Genomic DNA, 20031 nt, shown 5'->3' with positions numbered 1-20031 from the left:
CACCGCGATGAGGCCGCCATGTTCGCCACGAGGATCTCGATCCGATCTCGATGGATCCCGAGGATTGCCTCGGGGCTGATCGCCCTCGGGCTCGTCTCGACCGCGTGGAGCGGGCCGGAAACCCCGCCCTCCGACGCGGAAGGCCCGAGATATGCAGGTGACGGACGACTCGTCCGACCGCCGGACTATCGCGAGTGGGCCTTCGTCACGAGCGGCCTGGGGATGACCTACGGGCCTGCGAAGGCCGACGACGAACGATCACCCCGGTTCGACAACGTCTTCGTCTCCCGGCCGGCCTACCGCGAATTCCTGAAATCGGGCACATGGCCGGACCGGACGATGTTCATCCTCGAAGTCAGGCAGGCCCAGAGCAACGTGTCGATCAACAACGGCGGGCGAACTCAAGGCGAGATCGTCGCGATCGAGGCCGCCGTCAAGGATCGGACTCGTTATCCGGAGGGGGGCTGGGCCTATTTCTCCTTCGATGGCCCCGAAGGCCCAGCCGACTCCGCCACGCCCCTGCCCTCCTCGGCTTCGTGCTACAAATGCCACGAGGAGAAGACCGCGGTGGACAACACGTTCGTCCAGTTCTACCCGACGCTGTTCGATGTCGCGAAGCGTCATGGCACGGTCAAGCCAACCTACGATCCGGGGCGGAAGCCTTGAAATCTCGGGACGATTCATTCGCCCGTTTTGCAACATCGGAATCCCGGTAGACTCCACTCCTTGAGAGGACAGCACATGCCGACCAAGATGACCCGAAACCCATCCCTGACGATGTATCGCTTTTTGCCGGGCCTCGCGATCCTGGCCTTGACCACCCTCCCGGGCTGCTATCAGGAGCCCAACCGGTTCGACAAGGTCCAGGAGGAGACCCGGCGGAATGTCCCGGCGGTCTCGAAGGAGGCCCTGCCCGGCTCGGAATTCAACAAGATGTTCCCCAAGCCGGAAGGGGATTTCGACGTCGTCTACTCCCAGGAAAAGACGGGGTTCGCCCAGGCGAATCTGGTGAAGAAGGGGGAGGACGTGGCCACCCTCTCGATCTCCGACACCCTGAGCAACCCCGAGGCCGCCGACAAGTACAAGGAAACGCAGGACACCTTCGAGGGCTACCCGATCGTCGAGATCGGCAATCAAGGGACCGGCCTGCTGGTCGGGAGCCGCTTCCAGATTCAGATCCGCTCCAAGGACGCGAACTTCTCGAAGTTCGACCGGGAGGACTGGCTCAAGAAATTCGACCTGGCCAACCTGGCCAAGCTCCAGTAACTCGACCCGTCGCCCCGAACCACCCCGGCCCGTCCCTGGAGAGGAACCGATCCCATGAGCGCGACCCCGATCTTCAAGCTGGTCGACGACCTGCCCGAGAATAACCTGACGGTGAAGTCGCTCCACGCGCTGGACTTCGTCGCCCCCGGCCAGTGGCGGAACCTCGTCGGCTTCGACAAGTCGATCCAGGTCATTACCGGAGAGACCGACCAGGCTCTCATCCAGAAAATCGGCGAGAGGGCCGTCCGGCTCTATAATGACCGTTCGCAGGGCTATCAGAGGGCCATCTGGCTCTATCACACCGTCGAGGGCCTGAGCAACGCGATGGGGGCCGCCGCGCTGGCCAACAAGGTCGGCGAGAAGTTCAAGATCCTCTCGCTCTTCAGCAAGATCACGCCCAAGTCGGACAAGGCCCAGTCGATCGACTTCGGCGTCAAGCTGGTGGTCGAGCTGGTCGCCTTCTGCCAGATCAACGGCCTGCCCGGCGACAGCATCGGCGACTTCGTCAAGTCGCTGACCCACTACAAGAACGAGGCCCTGATCCGGATGGCCGCCCTGATCGCGTTCGATGGCCTGATCCCGCTCGGCCCCGACTATCTCGAGAAGATCCTCAAGATCGTCGGCGGCTCCGGGGCTTCCGACCTGGAGAGTAACGAGACCTTCAACCGGGTCAAGTCGCTGGTCCCCGGCGGGGGCACCAAGGAGCAGCTCGGCCTGATCCAGAAGAGCATGGGGAGCGTCGGCGACTGGATGAAGAACTTCACCGCCCAGCACGACCTGACCCAGGGCAAGGTCCTCGGGGGCCTCCAGAGCTTCCTGGAGGTCTCCGACGATCGGCTCGACTACGTCGCCGCCTTCCTCGACCTGACCACCAATTATTACGAGCATACCGGGACCCAGACCGTGGCCCGGAGCCTGATCGAACGCGCCGTCAACGAGATCTGAACGGCGACGATCCTCCCGACGTTCCCGGAGGATCGCGAAGGCCGATGCTCGATCGCCGATCCCGGATCTTGGGGCATCTCGCGGTTTCCCCACGCCGCGACCCGAGATCCGGGATCGGCCTTCTTTCAGCCTACCGGGCGAGGTTCAGGCTCGCCCGGTCGCCCATCTCGAAGCCGGACCGCGGAGAGTCCGACGATCTCCAGGGTCGAGTTCGCGAAGCGATTCCCCTGGATTTCATTCCAGCATCGATCGACGAGGTCGGATATCGGGTCGTTCGAGAACGACGGGATGATCTCGACAATCCGATACAAATGCCTCGCCCGGAAAGTCGTCGGGCAGACTGCGTTGGACAGATTCGTCGATTTTTGGTGAATTACGCGGCCGTTCTCGAGGAGCGAGCGGCGACCGGTCGCCAGGAGGGCACCCCGATCATGGCAAGCCGCCCGGACCACCAGCGCGCCGAATCCGATCGAGTCGGGACGAGGCCCAGTCCCTCGACGGTCGATCGTGTCCCGGCACCGACCTCCCGAGGGGTCTATCATCCCTCGACGGCCTTCCGACGACTCCTGTCGAGGACGACTCGCTCCAGGAATCGTGCCGCGACATCGGAGCCGACTCCCGAAGGGCCGCTCGGCCCCGACCTCCCCTCGTTCCTGGGGGCCTCGATGGCCGTCGGAGTCTCGGCGGGATTCCTCGAACTGGCGGTCTTCGCGATCCAGGTCTATGGCCTGGGGCGGGTCGGCCTGAAGACGCTCGCCATCAGCCGGCACGTCGCCTGGATGATCCCGGTCGCCGGGACGCTGCTGGTCATCGGGCTGGCCATCGGGTTCGCGGCCCCTGCCCTGGCCTGGTCGGCCTGGCGTGCGAGGCGGCCTCGGACGAAGCTTGAGGCTCGATCGGCCGCCGACTGGGCGGGGATGGTCCTCGGGACCTTGCTGGTCCTCGTCCCCTTGCTGGCGATCCGCGGCCTCCATCCCGCCGCGGCCCTGATCCTGGCCCTCTCGGTGGGATACCGGCTCCGTAGTAGGCTGGTCCGCCCTTCCCTCTCGTGGAGGAGGGCCGCCCGTTGGGGGGGCGGGGCGGCGCTCGGGGTGCTCGTGATCTTCTCCGGCTGGCAATGGTCGAGGGTCGCCCACGCGGTCGAACGTGCCTGGGCACGCCCCTCCGTGGCCGGCCCGAACCTCCTCTGGATCGTCCTGGATACCGTCCGGGCCGATCGGATGAGCCTTTACGGCTACGATCGGGCCACCACACCCCGGCTCGATGAGTGGGCACGAGAAGGGATCACCTTCGACGCGGCCTACTCCGCCGCGCCGTGGACCCTCCCCTCGCATCTGACCATGTTCACCGGACTCTGGCCCTTCGAGCACGGCGCGCGGGTAGACCGGCCCTTCCGCGGCCCCGCCCCCACGATCGCCGAGCATCTGGGCCAGAAAGGCTACGCCACGGCCGGGATCGTGGCCAATTCCCGGATGTGCAACGACGTCTTCGGGGTCGGTCGAGGGTTCGACACCTACGTCGACGTCCCGTCCAAGACCGAGGTCGACCTCACGGCCACCCTGCTCAACTCGGCGTTGGGGAACCACCTCCTGAAGCTGGCCCGACGCCTGGGCCTGCCGGTTCAGGACGAGCTGGCGATCCCGGAACACCCGCACGCCCCCGAGATCGCCGAACAGGGGCTCGCCTGGCTGGACCATGTCCGGAGACGGAACGTCGACGAGTGGACCACTCCCGACCGCCCTTCGTTCCTCTTCCTGAACTTCATGGATGTGCACGGGCCGTACATCCCCGCGCCCCACGTCACCCGGACCTTCTGGACCGGACCGATCCCCGATCGCGACGACGTCGTGCCCAGGGCCGGCTGGGTCGCCCTCCAGGCCCGAGACTCCGCCCCGCCCGACCAGCGGCTCGCGCGTCAACAAGACCTGGATGGCGTCACCCGACGCCTCGGCGACCTCTACGACGATTGCCTGCTCGGCCTGGACGGCGACCTCGGGCGCTTCCTGGACCAGCTCCGCGACCAGGGCCAACTCGAGAACACCTGGGTGGTCATCACCGCCGATCACGGCGAACATCTGGGCGAGCACGGCCGATTCGGGCACGTCAGCACCCTCTACAACGAGCTGATCCGGGTCCCCCTCGTCCTCATCCCCCCGATCGGTCGGGACCCGGAAGGGGACGACCCCCACGCGACCCTCCGGGGCCGACGGGTCGACGTCCCCGTCTCTCATCGCGACCTCCCCACGACGATGACCGAACTCCTCGACCCCGGCTCGCCATCCCCGTTCCCCGGCCGGAGCCTCGCTCGGCACTGGGGAAAGGACGCTCACCAGCCCGCCGGCCCGATCCTCTCCCAACTGGAGGAGCAGTCCATGATGGGAGACGATGTCCACCCCGACCACGTGGTGACGCTCGACTCGATCATCAAAGATGACGCCATCTTGATCGAGTTCAGCGACGGTGCCCCCGAGCTTTATCAAAGGCGGGAAGACCCCCGACAACTCCTCAATCGGGCCAATCAGCCCGAGGGGATGGCCCGCCGGTCCGAGCTGAAGCGAGAGATGGACGCCATCATCCGATCATCCCGCTATCGCTGAGGGAATCAGGCTCGCGGGCGGATCCCGAGTCGAAGTTTGCCGGGGGGCAGGGGTTCGGACAACGCGTTAGGGAGGGCCGACAGCGACTCCCAGCCCGAGACGAGGTCTCCGAACGGCAGATCGGGATGCGAGGCCAGGAAGTCGAGGGCCTCGTGGAGGTGGCGAGGGGCGTAGTTGTGGATCCCGCGTAAGGTCAGGCAACGGCGGACCAGTTGCTCGGGCGAGAGGGAGACCGGCCGAGTCGGGAAGACCGCTCCGACAAGGATCAAGCGGCCGCCCATCCGGATCAGCGGGAGGACGGTCTCGAACGAATCGGGGGAGCCCGTCAGTTCGATGGCGACATCCACGCCGTGCCCGTTCGTTGCGCCGAGTACGACCTCGGAGACTCGATCGAAGCTCGCCGGGTCGGTCGCACCGAAGGTCGAGGCGAGGTCCAGTCGCGCGGGGTCCAGGTCGCAGGCGATCACCCGCTCGGCACCGATGGCTCGAGCCCAGGCCGCCGCCGTCACCCCCAGCATCCCGCTCCCCATCACCAGGACTCGACGCCCGAGCAGGGGCCCCGCCGCCTCGATCGCGGCGCCGACCGTGGCCCCGGCGCAGTTGGCGGGACAGGCCGAAGCGTCGGACAGCGACTCCGGGACCCGATAAAGTGAAGTCCCCGAGGCCAGCACGCAATGCCCGGCCAGCCCTCCGGTCAGCTCGCCGCCCGGCCGGAGCGGCTCGTGCCCGTACTTGGTCTGACGTTCGCACTTCTGGGGGAGATCCCGCCGACAATAGAAGCACTCGCCGCAGTTCGCGACGATGCTCCAGGTCACCCGGTCGCCCAAGGCCAGGGCTCGACCAGCCGAGTCATGACGGGGGGCCGTCGGGCCGAACTCGACGATCCGTCCCAGGATCTCATGGCCCAGGATCGTGGGGACCGGCACTTTCCGAAGCCCGCGGATGCTGTGCAGGTCGCTCCCGCAGAGCGTGCAGGCGACCACCTCCACCAGGATCTCCGGGCCGATCAGGGTCGGCAACGGGATCTCTCGAAGCTCGATCGGCGAGCCTGGCCCGAGGAAAATCGCCGCGGTGGTGGTCCCCATCATGAGCGATCCTCGGGCCGAACGGCCGACCAGCCCGGTCGTGCGAAGAACCAGAGCCCAATCAGCAAGCTGAGGCAGGTCATACCGCCGATCACCCCGCAGGTCAGCTTGAAGAAGTCCAGGAAGTTGGGCCCGCTCGGGAGGGAACTCCGGGCCACCATCAGCACCGCGTAGCCGACGTATCCGGCGGAGTCGGCGATGTACATCAGGAAACCCAGGTTGCCGCGTTCGCGGGTCATCGCGATCAAGCGTTCAAAGAGAGTCGTGTGGATGGCGACATACGGCAGATACAACCCGGTCCCCACCAGGACCATGAACGTGAAGCCATCGATCCGCGACCCCGACAGGCCGGCCAGGGCGGCCAGCATCAGGACGCCCCCCGCCATCGAAACCCCGATCGAGGCGAAGAAGGCCCGCCGGTTGTCGACGATCAGGATGCTCAGGCCATTCGCGACCAGGACCACCAGAGCCACCAGGATCTCCGAGTTCGCGAAGGTCGAAGGGACCGCGGTGACCCCCAAACCTCGCCAGATCTCGGGCGCGAAGTCGGCCCGGATGCTCCGGGCGATCGTCACCAGGAAATAGACCAGGACCAGCAAGAACAGGCCGACTCCGTAGCGACGGACGAGGGAAAACTGGTCCTCGCGACTCATCGCCCGGCGCTCGCTCCGCATCGCGACATCGTCACGATTGGGCGGAGGGATCCGCGAGAGCATCCAGGTGAACGTCAGGAGCGGAGGGAGGAAGGCCAGCCCGGTCACTCCCGGCATCCAGTTCTCCGAGACCCCCAGATCCAGGAACCACGTCCCGACCGATTTCGTCACCCCGTCGGCCAGGATGAAGCTGGCACAGAGCCCCGCCGTCAGGGCCTCGGTCACCCGGCGGCCCTCCAGGAACCCGATCACCAGGCCGAAGACCATCCCCAGCGCCAACCCGTTGAGGAACATCCAGATCGGCCGGATCTGACCCGGCGAGACGCCGAAGGCCAGCAAGGCCAGTTCGGCCACCCCGATCAGAATCAAGATCCCGACCGCCCGACGGTTCGCTGGAGTCTCCGCGATCACCCGGATCCCCACGAGCTTCGCCAGGGTGTACCCCAGGACCTGGGACGTCACCAGCAGCGTCTTCGCCTCGATCCCCCAGAGCGACACCCCCGCGAAGGCCGCCGCCGTGTAAGGCTTCCGGAACGCATACATGCAGAAGTACGTCCCGAAAGCGGCGACGAGGGACCAGGCCGCGAGCCCAGTCGGGGACGAAGGCGACTTCGTCTCGACCGATTCGGATGTGTCGTCGATGATGGTCACAGCTCCCCTCGCAATTTCGGCAAATCCCGAGGCCAGGAACGAGACTATAACCGGCACACGTGAAGATCCGGTGAACGAACCGAGATCCCTCCTCCATCCGAGCCCATTCGGGTCGTCCGGATCATCGATCGCCTTCTCCTCATCCCTTAGGGGAGCGTCGAGCGGAGCGAGGCCCGCCAGGATTACGGGTCGCTGGTGGGCCTCGCTCCGCTCGACGCCACCCTACAGGAATCAAAGGGAATCCGGCCGGATAATGTGCTAATACGTCTCCGATCGCCCGATGGTAATCGAGAACCGTTGTGGACCGACCCGATGAACCGCCCTTAACGTCGGAGGCACTCCAAGAGCCCTTTGCCCTCATCCGATCGGAGGCGTGCCCGGCAGAAGGCCGCGGAAGGGTACAAGAACGAACCCAACTTCCCCGACGGTTCGAAGCCACTCGTCCCAGCAAACAAAGCCACCCTCAAGACCGATGCCACGCAAACCCCAGCACACAATTGGCTTGAGACGTGGACCAGCAAGCTGCAACCCATTTCTACCGCCTGTCCTCGCTCCGTGCGATTCCACCGATCGAACCCATTCCCGAGGCGAGAACGAACCCATTCCAGGAAGTCAAAAGGAACCCACTTACGCTGACGAAACGAACCCACTCACGCCGCCGAAACAAAGAGCCATGACCATCGGAGAAGCCACCGCTTCCCCTGAAAATGGTCGGGGCAAGGTGTCCGGGGTCAGCGACGGCTTACCCCGGATTAGACGTTGCTCCCGGGGTAAGCCGTCGCTGACCCCGGACACCCGGACGAACCCATTCCGGAGGCGTGAACAAACCCACTCGCGAGGGCGAGCCGGATCGTCAGTCGCTTTCAGGCCCGGTCGAGGAGACCAATGGCCGGGGTCGCTTGAGGTGGACGAGGAGAGTGGCGATGTCGGCCGGGTTGATCCCGCTGATCCGACCGGCCTGGCCCAGCGATCGGGGGCGGACCCTGGCGAATTTCTCGCGGGCCTCGATCCGGAGCTGCGTGATCGACAGGTAGTCGAGGTCGACCGGGAGGGGCTTGTCCTCCAGCCTTCGGAACCGATCCACCTGCGCGGCCTGCCGGTCGATGTATCCGCCGTACTTGGCCCCGATCGTCACCTGCTCGACCGCCGAGAGATCATCGGCAAGTTCGAGCAAGGCCGGATGGAGGCCGACCAGATCGTCCCAGGTCGTCGGCGGCCTCCGGAGGATCTGCTCCAGGCTGTCGCCCCCGACTCGGGTAGAGCTGAGGACCAGGCTCAGGGCCTCGATCCGGTCGCGGCGGGCCTCGAAGCGGGCCCATCGGCGGTCGTCGACCAGGCCGATCGACCGTCCCAGCTCGGTCAGTCGGAGGTCGGCGTTGTCGGCACGGAGCAGGAGCCGATACTCGGCCCGGCTGGTGAACATCCGATAGGGTTCGTCGACCCCTCGGGTGACCAGGTCGTCGACCAGGACGCCGATGTAGGCGCGGGACCGGTCGATCACCATCGGCGGGTCCCCCTTCACCTGCAAGGCGGCGTTGATCCCGGCGACCAGGCCCTGGGCGGCGGCCTCCTCGTAACCGGTGGTCCCGTTGATCTGACCGGCGAGGAAGAGGCCGGGGACGACCTTGGTCTCCAGGGTCGAGTGGAGCTGGGTGGGCGGGGCGTAATCGTACTCGACCGCGTAGCCGTATCGCATGATCTCGGCATGTTCCAGGCCGGGGATCATCGGGATGATCGCGTCCTGGACATCGCGGGGGAGGCTGGTGGAGATCCCGTTGCAGTAGTATTCCAGGGTCGTCCGGCCTTCGGGCTCCAGGAAGATCTGGTGAGAGGGCCGGTCGCCGAACCGGACGACCTTGTCCTCGATCGACGGGCAGTATCTCGGCCCGGTGCTCTCGATCTGGCCCGAGTACATCGGCGCCCGATGGAGGTTGGCCCGGATCAGGTCATGGACCTCGGGCGTGGTCGCCGTGACGTGGCAATCGAGCTGCGTCTGCTCGATCCGGTCGGTCAGGAACGAGAACGGGACCGGCTCGACGTCGCCGGGCTGGGCCACGACCCGGGAGAAGTCGATGGTCCGGCCGTTCAGCCGGGGCGGCGTGCCGGTCTTGAAGCGCTCGAGTTCGAAGCCGAGCGATCGGAGGCTCCCGGAGAGCCCCTCGGCCGAGGTATCCCCCGCGCGTCCTCCGGCGGTCTTGACCTCGCCGGTGTGCATCAGGGCCTGGAGAAATGTGCCGGTCGTGACGACCACGGCTCGGGCGTGATAAGTGGCCCCGCCCCGGCAGCGGACCCCCGAGATCCGGCCCCCTTCGACGGCCAGGCCCTCGATCATCTCCTGCCGGAGCGTGAGGTTCGGCTGGCGCTCGACGGTCAGCTTGGCCAGGGCCTGATACGCCTTCTTATCGGCCTGGGCCCTCGGGCTATGCATGGCGGGGCCTTTGCCCCGGTTCAGCAGGCGGAACTGGATCGCGGTGGCGTCGGTGAGGATTCCCATCGCCCCGCCGAGGGCATCCACCTCGCGGACGATCTGCCCCTTGGCCACGCCGCCGATGGCCGGGTTGCAGCTCATCTGGCCGACGGCATCGACGTTGATGGTCAGCAAGGCGGTCCGGAGACCCATCCGGGCCGGGGCCAGCGCCGCTTCGAGGCCGGCGTGCCCGGCGCCGACGACCAGGACATCGAACCGATAAGGGTCTGGCTTCGGGGCGGGCATGGCACTTCCATCAGGCCGGTCGACGGACCGGCCAGGCTCGATGACGAGTGGGCGGATCTCGATCCTGGATTCTACCGGATCAAGCGTCCCGCGCGGAGTCATCTACGGCCAGCCCAGTCCGGGCCACCCGATCGCCCGACAAGGTCAGACCATCGCATCGCCGAGGGCACGGGCGGGTCGGAGCCGGCCGAAGATGTCGCGATAGACCTTCTTGAGCTTATGCTCATAGTACCAGTAGCGGGTCACCAGGCCGGGACCGTGACCGACCTTGCTGAAGATCCCCGGGTCGGTCACCGAGACGTCGAATCGCTTCAGGGCGTCGACGACCCGCTGGCGACGGACATCCGGGCCTCGGCCGGCTTCGAAGGCGGCCATCTCGGCGAGGAATGCGTCGGGGAAAGGCTGGAGGGGTCGGACGGCCCCCTCGGCCTGACCGACCTGCACTCGCGTCCCCTGATTGCCGAAGAGGTTGTGGTGCCTCCGGGTCCAGAATCGTTCCTTACCGGCGAAGTACGGGATGTCGACCGCTCGGCAGGCTTCGGCCAGTTGCTCGGCGGGCGATCGCGTGAATTCGTCGAAATGGATCGAGGCGAAGGGGATCTTGAGCCCGAGGAGTCGCTCGTGATAGCGGACGAACCGCCGACGGGCGTCTCGGATTGGGGTCCCGCGTTTCCAGTGCGAATAGGCGTGAGTGACCGGATCCTTCCAGATCAGGAGATTGACCACGCGGATCCCCGCGAGCGCCCCCCAGTGGTTAACGTCGATCACCCAGGACAGTCGCTTGGTCGAATCGGCCAGGATCCGGACGCCCCAGAGATCCATCGCGAGGGGATGGAACCGGGTTTCGGGGACGCCGGCGAACGGCTCCCACCGGGGACAGGGATCGGCGCCGCAGGGGCAGTTGGGGGCGAGCCGGTCACGTCTCCTGGGCCGAAACCAGGCGCCCACCTCGCCGCACGAGGCGGCGTCGGGGGCGTTGCCGAGCATCAGGTCGAGCATCGTCGTGCCCGAGAAGCTCGCCCCGCAGACGTTGATCAGCGTCCTCATCTTGGCCGCTACCTTCCTTGGTCGAAGGGGATCGGCGGGACGGCCATGGGCCCAAGACCGCCGAGAGGGCTCCGCCCCTTGATCGATATGACGCCATCCTGGACGTCTGGACGTCAACTCATAGCCAGCCCGGCCCATCGCCCGCTCCCTTTTCGAAGGCTGGGACAATCCGGCCGGCGTGTCGCGAGCCTCACCCGTCATTACGGGTCGAATGAGCCAGATCTTACATCGACCGCTGGTTCTTCCTAGACGAGTCTTTCTGTTTCTCTCAAAATGCCCTGGACATCGGCACAGATCGAAAAAAAATCATCCCGTCGGGCGTGCCGGAGCACTCTTGGTTATGTCTGACGACAGTATCGCGGCCGTGCGAGTCTTGATCGGGCCTGGGAGAGGTGGATCGATGAGCGACCAGGAACTACTGACGAACTTCATCACCCGCTCCGACGAGGCGGCATTCACCGCCCTCGTCCTCCGCTATGGCCCCATGGTCCTCCGCGTTTGCCGAGACGTCCTCGATCGCCAGGTCGACGCCGAAGACGCCTTCCAGGCTACTTTCCTGGTGATGTTCCGCCAGGCAGGCTCGATTCGGGATCGAGCCTCGATCGGCCGATGGCTCTGCGAGGTCGCCTGGCGGATCTCCCGCCGCGAGCGTCGGCGGTCCGTTCGGCTCCGATCCCAGGAAAGGCGGGCAGTCGAGATGGAAGCGGGAGCGCGGCCGGAGGAAGACCCGGAGGTCCGCGAGATCAAGCCCATCCTCCACGATGAAATCCGATTGCTCCCTGCGAAGCTCCGCGACCCGATCCTGCTCTGCTACTTCGAGGGGCTGACCGTCGAGGAGGCCGCCGGACGGCTCAGGATCCCACTGGGGACGATCAAAAGCCGGCTGGCACGGGGCCGCGAGCGGCTCCGGTCGCGACTGACCCGGCGAGGGCTGGCGGCTTCCACACTCCTCTTGCTGATGTTCGGCCTGACCGACGAGGTCCCGGCTGCGGTCCCGAGCCGACTGGTCCGCTCTACCGTCGAGTCCGGCCTCCGGGTTAGCTCGGGAGTCAATCCTCGGATCGCCGGGATGGTCCGCGCCGAGGAGTTGAGGCAGGCCCGCTCCTCCCCTGGCGGATACCGAGGACTCCTGATCGTCTTGATCTTGGCCCTCACGATCGCGGGCCTGGCCTCGGGCCGCATCTCCGAGACCGCACACGAAGTCGCCGCCGAGATGTTCGCCCTCGAGGCCCCGAGACATTGCGGTGCCGCCGAGGATTGAATCCTGCTCCGACCCGGTTTCCGCAACGATCCCCCGAGGTTCCGCGAGGGTCCCCGCGACTCGTCGTCGCGCGTCCCATCGCCGAGGAGAGCCCTGTCATGCGCCTCGCTTCCTCTCGCCTGTTCCTGATCGGCCTCATTACGACCGTTTCGGCGTCCGCCCCGCTACGGGCCGACTATAACGTGACCAATCTGGTCTCCAATGTCGCCGGCCTGGCCCAGAACCTCGACGCGAATCTGAAGAATCCATGGGGGGTCTCATTCAACCCCATTGGGCCGTTCTGGGTCTCCAACCAGGGGTCGAACAACGCGACCCTGTACGACGGCACCGGGGCCCCGCTCCCGCTGGTCGTCTCGACGCCGACCGTCGGAGTCGGCCCCAACGGGCCGACCGGCCAGGTCTTCAACGGGGATTCCTCGGCCTTCCACCTTTCCAATGGCAACTCGGCCTTGTTCCTGTTCGCGAACCTGAACGGTCAGATCTCCGGCTGGAATCCCGGGCTGGGGACTTCCGCCGAGGCGATCATCAGTGGGACCGGGGCGATCTACACCGGACTCGGCATCGGGCAGTTCGGCGGAGGTAGCATTCTCTACGCCGCAGACGCCCTCGGAAACAAGATCGACGTCTATGACTCCACCTTCGGGAATCTGGGCAACTCCTCGTTCGCGGGTAAATTCGTCGACAGCACGCTGGCCGCCGCAGGATTCCGCGTATTCAATGTTCAAAGGATTGGATCGAGCGTCTATGTGACCTACAACAGCCGGAGCAACGGGGGAGATCCCGCAACCAGCGGCGGGGCAGTGGCCGTATTCGACCTCGCCGGCAACCTGCTTCACGAATTCTCCAACGGCCGCGGCGGGCCGCTGGAGGATCCCTGGGGGGTGGCTCTGGCCCCGACGAACTTCGGCGAGTTCGGCGGTGCCCTGCTGGTCGGAAGCAAGGAATCGGGGAAGATCAACGCCTTCGACGCGACCGACGGGACTTTCCTCGGGACCGTGGCCACGATCCGGGGGAACGACCCCGGGAGCACCAACAATGGACTCTGGGGCCTGACGTTCGGAAATGGCGGCCGGGGGGGAGACAAGGATACGCTCTATGCCTTCGCCGGGATCAATGACGAGCGAGATGGACTGATTGCCGCCATCCGCCCGGTTCCCGAACCGGCATCGCTGGCCCTCCTGGGAATCGGCGGGATCTTGGTCGCCTTCGTGCATCGGAAGCGATCGGCCTCGGTCTGAGGCGGGGCGGGCCCCGGAATGACGGATTGCGGCCCTCCCGCCGCCTCGGATACCCTGGGAAGTCCGGAGCCGGGACGGGCTGCGTCCTTTCGACAAGTCCCGGCCCGCCCCTAGTTTCGAATCCTCGAAGGATCCCGACCGATGGCCGAAGTGCGTAAAGGCGAAGTGACGATGAAGGGCAACCCCATCGACCTGGTGGGTCCCAAGCTCAAGGCGGGCGACGCCGCACCCGACTTCACGTGCGTCGACACCGGCCTGTCTCCCGTCTCGCTCAAGGAGACCGCGGGAAAGGCCCGCCTCTTCAACGTCGTGCCCTCGCTCGACACCCCGGTTTGCAGCATCCAGACCAAGCGATTCTCGCAGGAAATTAACGCGCTGGGCGACAAGGTGGCGGTCTACACCATCAGCCTCGACCTTCCGTTCGCCATGAAGCGGTTCTGCGCCGACAACCACATCGAGAACCTCGTCAACCTTTCCGATGCCCATAATCAGAGCTTCGGCGAGCATTACGGCGTGCTGATCGACAACCTCCCGATCAAACTCCTGGCCCGCGCGATCTTCGTGGTCGATGCCCACGACAAGCTGACCCACGTGGAACTCGTCCCCGAGATCGCCACCGAACCGAACTACGAGACCGCCCTGACGGCCTTGAAGGCGGCCGCCGGGGCCTGATCCGGCACCCAGACCAGTCTCCACAAGAGGATGATCCCGGATTTCAGGTGCCCTGCCCCGGCGCATCGTCGCCCGAAATCCGGGACACGTCCTCGTCCGGAAACGTGAATCCCCGACGAACGCGTCGTGTCCTAGGGTTGTCTCGTGGCGAGATTTGCCTCGACGACAGCCCATCGAGCACGACTTATGCTTCGCACCAATCGACTGGCCATTCCAGTCATCATCGTCCTGGTCGCGGCCTTCGGCCTGACATCCCTGGTCGAGGCCTGTTCCCGGGTCCTCTGGTCCCGACCAGGGCAGCCGGTCATCGTGGGCCGGAGCATGGACTGGTTCGAGCCGATGGGCACGAACCTCTGGGCCTTCCCCCGGGGCATCGAGCGGGCCGGGCTGGCCGGGCCCAACTCGCTGAAGTGGTCCAGCCGATATGGGAGCGTGGTCGCCAGCGTCTACGACATCGCCTCGGCCGACGGGATCAACGAGGCCGGGCTCGCCGCACAGGTCCTCTGGCTGGCCGAGTCGGACTACGGGAAGCGGGATGAGTCGACCCCGGCCCTCTCGATCAGCCTCTGGACCCAGTATTACCTCGACAACTTCGCGACCGTCGCCGAGGCCGTCGAAGCCGCCCGGTTCGCCCCGTACCAGGTCGTACCCGTCGAGGTCGGGACCTCCGTGAAGCGACCCTCGACGGTCCACCTGTCGCTGGCCGACAGATCGGGAGACTCGGCGGTCATCGAGTTCCTCGACGGCAAGCCGGTGATCCACCACGGACGCCAATTCGCCGTGATGACCAACTCGCCGAGCTTCGATCGCCAGCTCGAACTGGCCCGTCAATACCAGGGACTGGGCGGCGAAAAACCCCTTCCCGGCACCACCGACCCGGCCGACCGATTCGCCCGGGCCTCGTACTACACCGAGCATCTCCCCGATCCGAAATCCGAGCGCGAGGCCCTGGCCGGCGTCTTCAGCGTGATGAGGAACGTCTCGGCCCCGTTCGGGACCGTGGACGCCGCCCGCCCGAACGTCTCGACGACCCTTTGGCGGACGGTGGCCGACCTGACCCACGGGGTTTATTATTTCGAATCCACGACCAGCCCGAACGTCATCTGGGCCCGCCTGAGCGAACTGGACCTCTCCCCCGACAGGCCGGTACTTAAGCTCGACCTGGCGAACCAGCCGGAGCTGGTGGGCGATGTCACGGCCGAATTCCGGCCATTCAGGCCGTTCTCGTTCGCTCCGGCGAACCCCTGACCGGTCGTTCTCAGAGACCGTTGGACGTCCCGGCCAGTGTCCCGCAGGCGGCCTGGATGTCCTTGCCTCCCGAATAGCGCCGGACCACCGGCTGGCCGACGTGGCGGGTCAGGGCATCGCGAAAGCGCCTCATCTCCTCGTCGTCGGGGGGCAGGAATCGCCCGGCCGGGTCGGTGACGTCGATGAGGTCGAGCCGGACGGGCGTGTCGCCGATCGCCTCGCCGAGGGCCCGGGCATCGTCCTCGCCGACATTCTCGCCGGAGATGCAGACGTAGGAAAGCATCACCCGGTCGCGTCGGTCGGCCGAGTGGCGTCGGGCGGCGGCCATGACCTCGGCGATCGGCCAACGCGAGGCGACCGGGACGAGCCGGGACCTCTTGGCGTCGGTCGCGGCTCCGAGGCTGATCGAGAGCCGGTAGCGATGCCCCTCCCGGGTGTAGCGGTCGATCTCGGGGACCAGGCCGACCGTGCTGATCGTCATCTTCGCCGCCCCGATCGACCCTCCGTAGGAACAACGGAGCAGCTCGGCGGCGGCGATCACCCGGTCGTAATTCAGGAATGGCTCGCCCATGCCCATGAACACGGCCCCCGTGACCCGCCGGCCATCGAGCCGGGCGAGGTCGCGAGCCTGGACCCACTGGTCGATGATCTCCCAGGTAGCCAGGCTCCGACGGGATGGCATCCTCGCGGTGGCGCAGAATGTGCAGCCCATCGAACATCCGACCTGCGAGGAGAGGCAGACGCTGACGGCCCCTTCCTTGTGGAGAGGGATCAGGACCGTCTCGACCGACAAGCCATCAAGGGTCCGGAACCTCAGCTTCCGAAACCCGTCGACCTTCGAGGAGATCGAATCGTCCAGGATCAGCCGGGGGAGCTGGCCGACCAGCCCTCCCAGTCGCTTGGGGACCTGGAAGGCGCGACCCCAGGTGTCCGGATCGTGAATCCCGTGGCCCATCACGGCGGAGGTGAGCCTTCGGGCGGCCGTGTCGAGCACCCCGATCGAGCGGGTCCGCTCCAGGAATGCCCCGGGGGACTGGTCGCGAGGATCCCAACGGTCGTCGAGGTTTTCGGGCATGAGCAAAATCTCCTCGACGTTTCTGCGAATAGGATTACAGTATCGCGAAGCGATGGCCATCCGCCAACCCGTCCCTCGGGCGGCGGAGATGGCCTTCCGATCATTGGTCCACTCGCCGTTGGCCCGATGAATTTCGAAAACCACTCCCAAACCTTCGCGGAGGATCGCTCGTAACAACAAGAGGCAACCCGGCGGTTCCATCGAAGGGCCCCGTGCTCGCGAGGTTTTCGAGCTTAACATCCAGTCTCGCAAGGAGTTTCTTCCATTATGAAACGTAACGCATTGGCGTGGGCGGCTATTGTCATCTCAACCGCCGCCCTGGTCAGCTCCCGAGGGATCACGCGGGCCGTCCCCGCCGCCCCCCAGATCTCGCCGGAAGGGCAGAAGCAGGCCCGAGCATTGGGTGACGCCTTCAACGCGGTCGCCGAGTTCGTCAAGCCGTCGGTCGTCCAGATCAGCGTGCAGCGCAAGGCCCGTGTTGGGAATGTCCGGATCCCGGGCCGACCGGGCGCTCCCGGCGACCCGCATGAGAACATGGCCCCGAAGGACCTGGAGGAGATGCTCCGGAAGTTCTTCGGGCCGGATGGCCGGTTCGAGCAGCAGCAGTTCGGCGGGGTGGCCGAGGGGACCGGCTCGGGCTTCGTCTACGACAACAAGGGCCACATCGTCACCAACAACCACGTCGTCGAGGGTGCCGATAAGATCACCGTTCAGTTCTACGACGGCGAGGAGCTGACCGCCACGGTCGTCGGCACCGATCCCAAGGCCGATGTCGCGGTCATCAAGGTTGAATCCACCAACTATCAGCCCCTGCCCAAGGGCAAGAGCAGCAAGATCAAGGTCGGCGAATGGGTCCTGGCCATCGGCTCGCCGTTCGGCTTCGATCAGACGGTGACCTCAGGGATCATCTCGGCGTTCGGCCGGGACGACGCCCACATCCTGGGCTCCGACGGATACGAGGACTTCATCCAGACCGACGCGGCCATCAACCCGGGGAACTCGGGCGGACCGCTGGTCGACCTCGAAGGCAAGGTGATCGGGATCAACGCGGCGATCGCCACCGCCACCCGCTCCAGCGCCGGGATCGGCTTCGCCATCCCGATCGACATGGCCGCCAACCTGGCCGACCGGCTGATCAAGGATGGCAAGATCACCCGCGCCATGATCGGCGTGGCGCTCCAGCCGCTGACCCCGACCCTGGCCCGGCAGTTCGCCAATGACGCGAAGGTCAAGGGTGCCCTGGTCGGCAGCGTCCTGCCCGGCAGCCCCGGCGAGAAGGCGGGCCTCAAGCAGGGCGATATCATCACCGGCTTCGACGGCAACACCGCCCGGAACGCCAGTTCGCTCCGGAACCTGGTCTCCACCAGCGAGATCGGCAAGGAATTCGAGCTGACCTATCTCCGGGAGGGCAAGGAGCAGACCGCCAAGGTCACCCTCGTCCCCTTCGAGGATCAGCTTCTCAAAGTCGGCATGGAGCGACCCGATGCCAAGCCCGAGGCTCCCAAGGTCGAACTCGGAGGCTTCGGCCTCGAAGTCCAGGAGCTGACCCCCGAGCTCGCCAAGCAGTTCGGCTATCCGGATGATGCCAAGGGCGTGATCGTCGCCGACGTCAAGGCCGGCAGCTCGGCCGAGGCCAACGGCCTGAAGCCCGGGATGCTCGTCTCCAAGATCGTCAAGGACAAGAAGGTCAACGCCCTGGGATCGCCCGATGAGTTCCAGGAGTTGGCCGGCAAGAGCAACGAGCTGACCCTTTATGCCGAGACTGCCGAGGGTGTAGGCCGGTTCTTCACCCTGGTCAAGCCCGCGAAGTAAATCGGTAGGACGCGACGGGGATCGCCCCCGTCGTTTTCGACCGAATCGAACGGCCCGGCGCTCTCCCCGCCGGGCCGTTCGTCATTTCGAACCGGGTCGGATCAGGGCAAAATCCGCGATCCGACCGCCGTGTTCAGGCCGAACATGCTCCGGCGATGCCGGACCGACAGGTCGCGATACTGGCGGACGACGTCGTTGTAATCCTTCTGGACGGTCAGGTAAGTCGTGACGTCCTGCTCGCCCGCCTCGTAAAGATTCCGGGTATCTTCCAGGGCCTTCTTCGCGGCCGGCAGCACCGTCTGCTCGAGCTGATCGAGGTAGGCCCGGGTCGTGGTGTATTCCTGCTCGGCCTGGCGGACCTCGATCCGGACCTTCCGCTCCAGGGAGTCGAGCTGGACCCGGGTCTGGTCGATGCTGACCTTGGCTCGCGCGATATTTCCCTGGTTCCGGTTATAGATCGGCAGTGGAACCGTAACCCCTAATGCGTAGGAGGTTGCGCTCTTCAGGCCCAGCGGCGAGTTGTTCTGGAAGGTGTAGGGCTGATAGAGCACATAGGCGTCGGCGAAGCGATTGGCCTGCTGGAGCCGGAGCCCCGCCTGGGCGTAACCCACGCCCATCCGAAACGCATTCAGGTCGGGCCGGCACTGGAGGGCCATCAGTTCGAGCTGATCGCCGGGAGGGGGAGGCGGGGCGAGGTCGCGGAGCGAGGCCCGGATCTCCAGCCCTTCGGCCTCGGGCGGGGCGATGTTGAGCTGGCCCCCCAGTTCCAGGCGGGCCCGGCGGAGCCCCTCGCGAGCGTCGAGTAATCCGACCGCGGCCGCCTCACGCTGGCCCGTGATCCGGGCGACGTCGGCGCTGGTCCGATTGCCGAATTTGCCCAGCGATCGGCTGGCTTCCAGGATCCGGTCGAGACCCTCCAGGCCGGCCTGCGCGAACCGGACCGTCTCGCGGGCCGAGAGGACCCCGAGATAAGCGGTGGCCAGGTTGGCGATCTGGAGCCGGACTGCATCCTGGTACTGTGCCTCGACCACCTTGACGGCCTGGTTCGCGGCCTCGGTCCGATACTTTCGCTTCCGCGAGTAGTCAATCGGATGCGAGATATTCACGTCATACTGAGTCTGCCCACCCGGCCGATTCTGGGTGTACGCCCCATAGGGGACAAGCTGGGCATCCGCATAAATCAGGGGGTTGGCCCGGAGGCTGGCGGTCAGGACGTCGGCCCGGGCCAGGTCCAGCTCGTATCGACGGGCCAGGAGGTCGAGGTTCTGGCGGATCAGGAGATCCAGGGCCTGGTCGAAGGTCATCCCTTCGGGAGGACCTTCATCCGCGCCCGAAGGCAGGGCGAGCGTCCCGTAGAGGGGGACCTCGGTCAACGGGGCGATCGCGGGGACGGACAGCGCAGGGGCGGTCGGTGGCTGGTACCCGGCACCCGGGACCGTGATCGAGGTCGGGACCCGAGGGGTCGAGGTCCCCGCCCGGCCTCCCAGGATCGCCCCGCTGGTCGCCGTGGGATCGGAATTCATCAGGGCCGCGGACCCCGGCAAAGTCCCGAGAGTCGAACCGGCGGTCCCGGGGAGGACCGCCGACCTCTCCTCGGGTATCGTCGGTGCCTGGGCGGAAGCCGGGCGAGCTAGGAACGTCATCATGAGTCCGAGAATCACGACTGCCCCAACGACGAGCCTTGCCATAACCAGCCTCCTGCTTGAGGATACGGGTGAAGTCTTCCCGATCTTTCGACCGGAACGCCTTCCCCGCAGAACCCCGCTCC

15 protein-coding genes are annotated in these 20031 nt (G+C 66.1%); 9 read left to right on the top strand and 6 right to left on the bottom strand.

Annotated features, from left to right (window positions below; genetic code table 11):
- Positions 1-18: 18 nt before the first annotated feature.
- The 4 genes from P12x_RS03600 to P12x_RS03585 all read left to right on the top strand — a co-directional run bounded on the left by P12x_RS03600 (position 19) and on the right by P12x_RS03585 (position 4808).
- On the top strand, positions 19-666 hold the full coding sequence (locus tag P12x_RS03600) for a cytochrome P460 family protein (protein WP_435009468.1): 648 nt from the start codon (positions 19-21) through the stop codon (positions 664-666).
- Positions 667-741: 75 nt separating this feature from the next.
- The gene (locus tag P12x_RS03595) at positions 742-1266 is read left to right on the top strand and encodes a hypothetical protein (protein WP_435009467.1); all 525 of its coding nucleotides are present in this window, start codon (positions 742-744) and stop codon (positions 1264-1266) included.
- Positions 1267-1320: 54 nt separating this feature from the next.
- Positions 1321-2211 carry a hypothetical protein gene (locus P12x_RS03590; RefSeq protein ID WP_435009466.1) on the top strand — a complete coding sequence of 297 codons (891 nt, stop codon included), beginning with the start codon at positions 1321-1323 and terminating at the stop codon, positions 2209-2211.
- A 431-nt stretch (positions 2212-2642) separates the two neighbouring features.
- Positions 2643-4808 (top strand): sulfatase-like hydrolase/transferase, encoded by a 2166-nt coding sequence (locus tag P12x_RS03585; RefSeq protein ID WP_435009465.1) that lies wholly within the window; start codon positions 2643-2645, stop codon positions 4806-4808.
- Between the two features lie 5 nt (positions 4809-4813).
- Here the strand turns inward: P12x_RS03585 and P12x_RS03580 are convergent, their stop codons facing one another.
- The 4 genes from P12x_RS03580 to P12x_RS03565 all read right to left on the bottom strand — a co-directional run bounded on the left by P12x_RS03580 (position 4814) and on the right by P12x_RS03565 (position 10957).
- A complete protein-coding gene (locus tag P12x_RS03580; RefSeq protein ID WP_435009464.1) occupies positions 4814-5896 on the bottom strand; it encodes a zinc-binding dehydrogenase in 1083 nt (360 codons plus the stop codon).
- Positions 5893-7197, bottom strand: coding sequence for a DUF5690 family protein (locus P12x_RS03575; protein ID WP_435009463.1), 1305 nt, complete (start codon positions 7195-7197; stop codon positions 5893-5895). The genes P12x_RS03580 and P12x_RS03575 overlap by 4 nt, the downstream gene beginning before the upstream one ends.
- Positions 7198-8050: 853 nt before the next feature.
- Entirely contained in the window at positions 8051-9910 is a 1860-nt protein-coding gene (gene mnmG, locus P12x_RS03570) for a tRNA uridine-5-carboxymethylaminomethyl(34) synthesis enzyme MnmG (protein ID WP_435009462.1), read from the bottom strand.
- 144 nt (positions 9911-10054) lie between these two features.
- Positions 10055-10957 carry a hypothetical protein gene (locus tag P12x_RS03565; protein ID WP_435009461.1) on the bottom strand — a complete coding sequence of 301 codons (903 nt, stop codon included), beginning with the start codon at positions 10955-10957 and terminating at the stop codon, positions 10055-10057.
- A gap of 400 nt (positions 10958-11357) precedes the next feature.
- Here P12x_RS03565 and P12x_RS03560 point away from each other — a divergent pair, with 400 nt between their 5' ends.
- From P12x_RS03560 to P12x_RS03545, 4 genes are all read left to right on the top strand, one after another.
- Positions 11358-12218 (top strand): RNA polymerase sigma factor, encoded by an 861-nt coding sequence (locus P12x_RS03560; protein ID WP_435009460.1) that lies wholly within the window; start codon positions 11358-11360, stop codon positions 12216-12218.
- Between the two features lie 98 nt (positions 12219-12316).
- Positions 12317-13456: a TIGR03118 family protein gene (locus P12x_RS03555; protein WP_435009459.1), complete on the top strand. Its 1140-nt coding sequence runs from the start codon at positions 12317-12319 to the stop codon at positions 13454-13456.
- A 141-nt stretch (positions 13457-13597) separates the two neighbouring features.
- Complete coding sequence (gene tpx, locus P12x_RS03550; RefSeq protein ID WP_435009458.1) at positions 13598-14128, top strand: thiol peroxidase; 531 nt, start codon at positions 13598-13600, stop codon at positions 14126-14128.
- Positions 14129-14314: 186 nt separating this feature from the next.
- Positions 14315-15376: a linear amide C-N hydrolase gene (locus P12x_RS03545; protein ID WP_435009457.1), complete on the top strand. Its 1062-nt coding sequence runs from the start codon at positions 14315-14317 to the stop codon at positions 15374-15376.
- A gap of 10 nt (positions 15377-15386) precedes the next feature.
- On the opposite strand, the gene rlmN is transcribed toward P12x_RS03545, so the two are convergent.
- On the bottom strand, positions 15387-16451 hold the full coding sequence (rlmN, locus tag P12x_RS03540) for a 23S rRNA (adenine(2503)-C(2))-methyltransferase RlmN (RefSeq protein WP_435009456.1): 1065 nt from the start codon (positions 16449-16451) through the stop codon (positions 15387-15389).
- 267 nt (positions 16452-16718) lie between these two features.
- Between rlmN and P12x_RS03535 the strand changes: the two genes are divergently transcribed.
- Positions 16719-18263, top strand: a complete 1545-nt coding sequence (locus tag P12x_RS03535; protein WP_435009455.1) for a Do family serine endopeptidase — start codon at positions 16719-16721, stop codon at positions 18261-18263.
- A gap of 101 nt (positions 18264-18364) precedes the next feature.
- Here the strand turns inward: P12x_RS03535 and P12x_RS03530 are convergent, their stop codons facing one another.
- Positions 18365-19909, bottom strand: a complete 1545-nt coding sequence (locus tag P12x_RS03530; protein WP_435009454.1) for a TolC family protein — start codon at positions 19907-19909, stop codon at positions 18365-18367.
- Positions 19910-20031 lie beyond the last annotated feature (122 nt).

This window comes from Tundrisphaera lichenicola, assembly GCF_051175385.1.
Taxonomy (GTDB): domain Bacteria; phylum Planctomycetota; class Planctomycetia; order Isosphaerales; family Isosphaeraceae; genus Tundrisphaera; species Tundrisphaera lichenicola.
The sequence above is the reverse complement of the archived record's forward strand: the minus strand, read 5'-3'. Positions and strand labels throughout refer to the sequence as shown.